Here is a 4,587-nt window from a genome sequence, read left to right on the forward strand (position 1 = left end):
TTTTATGTTATATAAGGATGCACAAGGTAAGGAACAGGTTAGATTAATTGATTGGGAATATGCAGGAATGCAAGATCCTAATCTTGATATTGCTATGTTTGCAATTTATGCCATGTATGACCGTGTAATGGTAGATAAATTAATAGACTATTATTACACAGAGGGCTGTAGTGATGATATTAGACATCGCATTTACGCCTATATTGCAATTGCAGGTTTGTTATGGAGCAATTGGTGTGAATATAAGAGAATGCTTGGTGTAGAATTTGGTGAATACTCTCTAAGACAGTATAGATACGCTAAGGATTATTATAAAATACTAGTTAATGAATTAGGGGAATTTTAAAAATGTATAAAGTAGACAATGCAGTAATTATGGCAGCAGGTACATCAAGTAGATTTGCACCACTTTCTTATGAAAGGCCTAAGGCTTTAATTGAAATTAATGGTGAGATTCTAATTGAGCGCCAGATTCGTCAGTTACAAGAAGCAGGAATTAAGGATATTTATATTGTAACTGGATATAGAAATGAGGATTTTAATTATCTTGTAGACAAATGTAATGTAAAGATTCGTTACAACGGTCTATATAATGAGCGAAATAATCATTCTTCAATTTATGAGGTTAGAGATGTTTTGAAGAATTCATATATTTGCTCTGCTGATAATTATTTTTCAATAAATCCATTTACAAGTGAAGTAAATGAATCATATTATTCTGCACTTTATTCTAAAGGGGAAACTAAGGAATGGTGTATGGAAGTGGATAAGGATGGATATATTAAGAAGGTTAAGGTTGGAGGAAGTGATGCATGGTATATGTTAGGTCATGTATTCTGGGATGAGAACTTTAGCAAGCACTTTATTGAAGTCCTTGAGAAGGAATATGATTTAGAAGAGACTAAGGATAAATTATGGGAAGATATTTATATTGAACATATTGATGAATTTAAGATGAAGATTAATAAGTATAAGGATGATCAGATTTACGAATTTGATACATTAGACGAGCTTAGAGAATTTGATACTAGTTATAAAACCAATACTAGATCTAAGATTATAAAGGAGATTGCTGCTAAATTAGCTATTGAGGAAAAGGATATGTCTTCTTTTAAATGTATTAAATCTAGTGGAAATGAAGCAATTGGATTTGAATTTATAAATAGGGATAAAAAATATCAATACATTTATGAAAATTCTAGTTTAATGACGAAAGGATAAAAAAATGGAAAGTTATATTGAGGAAGTTGAAGATAAGAAATTAACTAAAGAAGTAGATGCTAAAAAAATAGATTGGATGATTACATTAGTTCCTTTAGCATTTATTTTAGGACTTGCAGTTTTGTTTGTGATTTTTCCAGTGGAGTCTAACGAAGTTTTATCTAAGATAAGATTTTTCTTTGGAGATACACTTGGTTCTTATTACTTAATTATTGGTTTGGGAGTATTTATTATTTCTATTGTTCTTGCCTGTTCAAAATATGGCGATATTGTTTTAGGTGGACAAGATGAAAAACCTAAGTATTCATTCTTTGCATGGGGAAGTATGATGTTTACTTGTGGTTTGGCAGCAGATATTTTATTTTACTCATTTAACGAGTGGGCAGTTTATGCAGTAAACCCACATATGAAGGAATTAGGCGATGTAAATACTTGGGCAGGCGTTTTTCCTTTATTTCATTGGAGTATGATTCCATGGGCTTTTTATTTGGTACTTGCAGTTGCATTTGGCTTTATGCTTCATGTAAGAAAGAGAAATAGACAGAGATTTTCAGAAGCATGTAGACCAGTGCTTGGAAAGAAGACAGATGGAATTCTTGGTAGATTTATAGATTTATTATCAGTGTTTGCGCTACTTGCAGGTACTGCGACAACATTTAGTGTTGCTACACCTTTAATGGCTACTATTATTAGCGACTTATTTGGATTAACTATTGATGGAAGAATAATTACAATTGTTATTTTACTTATTACTTGTGCTGTTTACACATATTCATTATTACATGGCATGAAGGGTATTAGTGTTTTAGCTAAATTATGTATTTATTTCTTCTTTGGATTTTTAGCCTATGTATTTATTTTTGGTGGAGAATTAAAGTTTACTATTGAAAATGGGCTACAGTCATTAGGCTTAATGGTTAACCATTTCTTTGAATTGTCCACATTTACTGATCCTGCAAGAACAACTAATTTTCCACAGGATTGGACAATTTATTATTGGGCTTATTGGATGGTTTGGTGTGTATGTGCTCCATTCTTTATTGGTACAATATCAAGAGGTAGAACTATAAGACAGACTATTCTTGGAGGTTACATATTTGGTGTAGGATCTACTTTACTTAGTTTTACAGTGTTAGGTAACTATGCAATGGGTAAACAGGTTAGTGGAGCTGCTAATTTTGTTGAAAACTATGCCAATGGACAGGATATGTATTCATTAATCATGGATATAATTCATTCTATGCCACTTTCAACATTAGTTTTAATTATTGTTATTGTCACAATGGTAATGTTTTATGCTACATCCTTTGACTCTATAGCTTTAATTGCTTCTTGCTATAGCTATAAGGAATTAGAGGAAAATCAAAAACCTCACAAGTCTATTCAGCTTATGTGGTGTATTTTATTAATCGTATTACCAATTGCTCTTTTATTTTCAGAGAGTTCAATGAGTAATATTCAGTCTGTAAGCATAATTGCAGCCTTTCCACTGGGAATTGTAATGATAGTTATTATTGCTAGTTTCTTTAAGGATGCTAAGAAGTTTTTAAAAGAAAAAAAGGATAATAATTAAGATATAATTAACTCTGTATCTTTTAATTGAATGTTAGCTTGAATTAGAATATAATATTTTCTGTTATACTTATATTTTAGATGAAAACTGAAATGAGGAAAGAGAAAACTAATGAAAGATATAGAGTTAAAAGAATATGATGAAGAAACTTTACAACATCTAAAGGATGTAATCTTAGAGATATTTAAGGATTTTGTAAAGATATGTGAAAAGTACGATTTAGAGTATTTTGCAACAGGCGGAACAGCTATTGGTGCATTAAGACACAATGGATTTATTCCTTGGGATGATGACATTGATGTTAATATGCTAAGAGAAGATTATAACAAGTTTATGGAAGTTGCACCTAAGGAAATGGGTGATAAGTACATTTTCATGGATGCAAGTACTCAGGAAAACTATCCTCTTATGTTTGCTAAGATGGTTAAAAGAGGTACACGTTTTATTGAAGCAGACTATGAACAGGCTAATTATCCTTTAGGGATTTTTATTGATATATTTCCATATGATAAGACTCCTGAGGATCCTATTGCTCGTAAGAAGATTATAAAAAAGACTTGGAATATAGCAAGATGGCACGTGCTTACACTTATTCCTAATCCTAATCTTCCAGAGGGAATGAATCCAGTGCTTAAGAAGTTAGTGTCAGTAGCTATGCGTGTTATTCATGCTGGCTTAAAACTATTCCATGTTACATCTAAAAAGACTTATAAGAAGTATTTAGATTATGCTACTAATTGTTCAGAAAAGGATTCAGACCTTTATATTGATTATTCATACATTACAGGTGAGAATTTAATGATTAGAAAGCATGAGGCATGGCCACTTATTGATGTGCCTTTTGAAGATACTTCAGTTAAAGTGGTTAAAAACTACGATTCTTTCTTACGTAAAGAATATGGTGACTATATGCAGTTACCTCCAGAAGAACAAAGGCATAATCATTTGGCAAGTTATATAGATTTTGGAGAAGAGTAAAAGATGGAAAATAAAAAATTATCGATAGCATCAAGTGTAATGTGGAATACATGTGGATCTACATTTTACCTTGGATGTCAATGGCTAATTACTGTATTGGTTGTAAGATTAGCAGGATTACACGCTGGAGGAATTCTAACATTAGCTATTTCTGTAACTAATATCTGGTATGCTATATCAGTTTATGGTATGAGAAACTATCAAGTTTCTGATGTTAAGAATAAGTATTCGGCAGGAACATATCTTTATAGTAGGGTTATAACCATAGGTATATCTTTATTAGGGTGTATTATTTATGCCCTTGTAATACCTTATTCACTTGAACAGCGAGCTTGTATTATTCTTTATTTTTGTATAAAAGCAGGAGAGGCTGTGTTTGACTGTTTTTCTGGTATGTTTCAGAAAAACTGGAGATTGGATATTGCTGGTAAATCCATGATAATAAGAGGAATTATTACAATTGTATCTTTTTCAGCTGTGCTTTATCTAACTAAGAATTTAATCATAACATTATTGCTAGTTGCTCTATTAACAGCAGTAGCAATTGCTATTTATGATATACCAAGAGTAAGAAAGCTAGAGACACTTAAATTTGATTTTAAATCTAAGATTGTTATTGATTTGTTAATTGAATGTCTTCCACTTGTTATATATAGTTCATTATCTACTTCTATAGCATCAATTCCACGTTTATACATGGAGAGAATCCTAGGTAATGAATTACTGGCAATATATGGAGCTGTGGCAACACCTGTTTTAATAATTCAGGTTGGTGCAACTTATATTTTTAATCCTTTCGTTACTCTATTTGCAGA

The 4,587-nt window shown here is 31.3% G+C and carries 5 protein-coding genes; all 5 read left to right on the forward strand.

The window, feature by feature from the left end; genetic code table 11:
* Nucleotides 1–346: hypothetical protein (locus QVA17_RS12230; protein WP_330635225.1), on the forward strand; the 346-nt coding region annotated here is incomplete at its 5' end.
* Nucleotides 347–348: 2 nt separating this feature from the next.
* The gene (locus QVA17_RS12235; protein ID WP_287389256.1) at nucleotides 349–1,221 is read left to right on the forward strand and encodes an NTP transferase domain-containing protein; all 873 of its coding nucleotides are present in this window, start codon (nucleotides 349–351) and stop codon (nucleotides 1,219–1,221) included.
* 4 nt (nucleotides 1,222–1,225) lie between these two features.
* Nucleotides 1,226–2,794: a BCCT family transporter gene (locus QVA17_RS12240; protein ID WP_287389258.1), complete on the forward strand. Its 1,569-nt coding sequence runs from the start codon at nucleotides 1,226–1,228 to the stop codon at nucleotides 2,792–2,794.
* Between the two features lie 111 nt (nucleotides 2,795–2,905).
* The gene (locus tag QVA17_RS12245; protein WP_287389261.1) at nucleotides 2,906–3,772 is read left to right on the forward strand and encodes a LicD family protein; all 867 of its coding nucleotides are present in this window, start codon (nucleotides 2,906–2,908) and stop codon (nucleotides 3,770–3,772) included.
* Between the two features lie 3 nt (nucleotides 3,773–3,775).
* Nucleotides 3,776–4,587, forward strand: an 812-nt coding sequence (locus QVA17_RS12250; protein WP_287389263.1) for an oligosaccharide flippase family protein, incomplete at its 3' end; no start/stop codon positions are given.

Origin of the sequence: Lachnospira sp., from assembly GCF_016290755.1 — a bacterium.
GTDB classification, from domain to species: domain Bacteria; phylum Bacillota; class Clostridia; order Lachnospirales; family Lachnospiraceae; genus Lachnospira; species Lachnospira multipara.

Bases quoted from the DNA above. Each gene is read 5' to 3' on its own strand.
- QVA17_RS12235 (WP_287389256.1), top strand. From the start codon at position 349: ATGTATAAAGTAGACAATGCAGTAATTATGGCAGCAGGTACATCAAGT.
- QVA17_RS12240 (WP_287389258.1), top strand. From the start codon at position 1,226: ATGGAAAGTTATATTGAGGAAGTTGAAGATAAGAAATTAACTAAAGAA.
- QVA17_RS12245 (WP_287389261.1), top strand. From the start codon at position 2,906: ATGAAAGATATAGAGTTAAAAGAATATGATGAAGAAACTTTACAACAT.